The 1,896-nt window shown below is 49.3% G+C and carries 2 rRNA genes; both read left to right on the plus strand.

The features are described from left to right. Positions 1–105 precede the first annotated feature (105 nt). Positions 106–1,617 (plus strand): 16S ribosomal RNA (locus ACYUDJ_RS21205). 132 nt (positions 1,618–1,749) lie between these two features. Continuing rightward, positions 1,750–1,896 (plus strand): 23S ribosomal RNA (locus tag ACYUDJ_RS21210); the annotation flags it as partial.

The following is a 1,896-nucleotide window of genomic DNA, read 5'->3' on the forward strand; positions in this document are numbered from 1 at the left end:
TGGTCTTTGAAAATTAAACAGAGAATTAACAAGAAACATTCTTGTAACAGCCAGTAAGATAAGGTAATAAACCTTGTCAATGAATTTGAGAAGAGATTAAACTTTAAAATTGAGAGTTTGATCCTGGCTCAGGACGAACGCTGGCGGCGTGCTTAACACATGCAAGTCGAGCGATGAAGCTTCCTTCGGGAAGTGGATTAGCGGCGGACGGGTGAGTAACACGTGGGTAACCTGCCTCAAAGTGGGGGATAGCCTTCCGAAAGGAAGATTAATACCGCATAACATAAGAGAATCGCATGATTTTCTTATSAAAGATTTATTGCTTTGAGATGGACCCGCGGCGCATTAGCTAGTTGGTAAGGTAACGGCTTACCAAGGCAACGATGCGTAGCCGACCTGAGAGGGTGATCGGCCACATTGGAACTGAGACACGGTCCAGACTCCTACGGGAGGCAGCAGTGGGGAATATTGCGCAATGGGGGAAACCCTGACGCAGCAACGCCGCGTGGGTGATGAAGGTCTTCGGATTGTAAAGCCCTGTTTTCTGGGACGATAATGACGGTACCAGAGGAGGAAGCCACGGCTAACTACGTGCCAGCAGCCGCGGTAATACGTAGGTGGCGAGCGTTGTCCGGATTTACTGGGCGTAAAGGGTGCGTAGGCGGATGTTTAAGTGGGATGTGAAATCCCCGGGCTTAACCTGGGGGCTGCATTCCAAACTGGATATCTAGAGTGCAGGAGAGGAAAGCGGAATTCCTAGTGTAGCGGTGAAATGCGTAGAGATTAGGAAGAACACCAGTGGCGAAGGCGGCTTTCTGGACTGTAACTGACGCTGAGGCACGAAAGCGTGGGTAGCAAACAGGATTAGATACCCTGGTAGTCCACGCCGTAAACGATGGATACTAGGTGTAGGGGGTATCAACTCCCCCTGTGCCGCAGTTAACACAATAAGTATCCCGCCTGGGGAGTACGGTCGCAAGATTAAAACTCAAAGGAATTGACGGGGGCCCGCACAAGCAGCGGAGCATGTGGTTTAATTCGAAGCAACGCGAAGAACCTTACCTGGACTTGACATCCCTTGCATAGCCTAGAGATAGGTGAAGCCCTTCGGGGCAAGGAGACAGGTGGTGCATGGTTGTCGTCAGCTCGTGTCGTGAGATGTTAGGTTAAGTCCTGCAACGAGCGCAACCCTTGTTATTAGTTGCTACCATTAAGTTGAGCACTCTAATGAGACTGCCTGGGTAACCAGGAGGAAGGTGGGGATGACGTCAAATCATCATGCCCCTTATGTCCAGGGCTACACACGTGCTACAATGGTAGGTACAATAAGACGCAAGACCGTGAGGTGGAGCAAAACTTATAAAACCTATCTCAGTTCGGATTGTAGGCTGCAACTCGCCTACATGAAGCTGGAGTTGCTAGTAATCGCGAATCAGAATGTCGCGGTGAATACGTTCCCGGGCCTTGTACACACCGCCCGTCACACCATGAGAGCTGGTAACACCCGAAGTCCGTGAGGTAACCGTAAGGARCCAGCGGCCGAAGGTGGGATTAGTGATTGGGGTGAAGTCGTAACAAGGTAGCCGTAGGAGAACCTGCGGCTGGATCACCTCCTTTCTAAGGAGAATAGAAAGAAGAAAATTCTTTCTAAAGGCTGAATTCTCTGTTTAATTTTGAGAGACCAAAATTGCACAGTGAATAAGTAAAGCTAAAGGTATATAAAAATCCTTTGTAAGAATACAATTTTAAGGTCAAGCTACAAAGGGCGCATGGTGAATGCCTTGGCACTAGGAGCCGAAGAAGGACGCGATAAGCTGCGATAAGCCTTGGGTAGCCGCAAATAGGCTGAGATCCAGGGATTTCCGAATGAGGAAACTCACATGGGTAACCCCATGT

This window comes from Clostridium sp. CTA-6 (assembly GCF_054768115.1).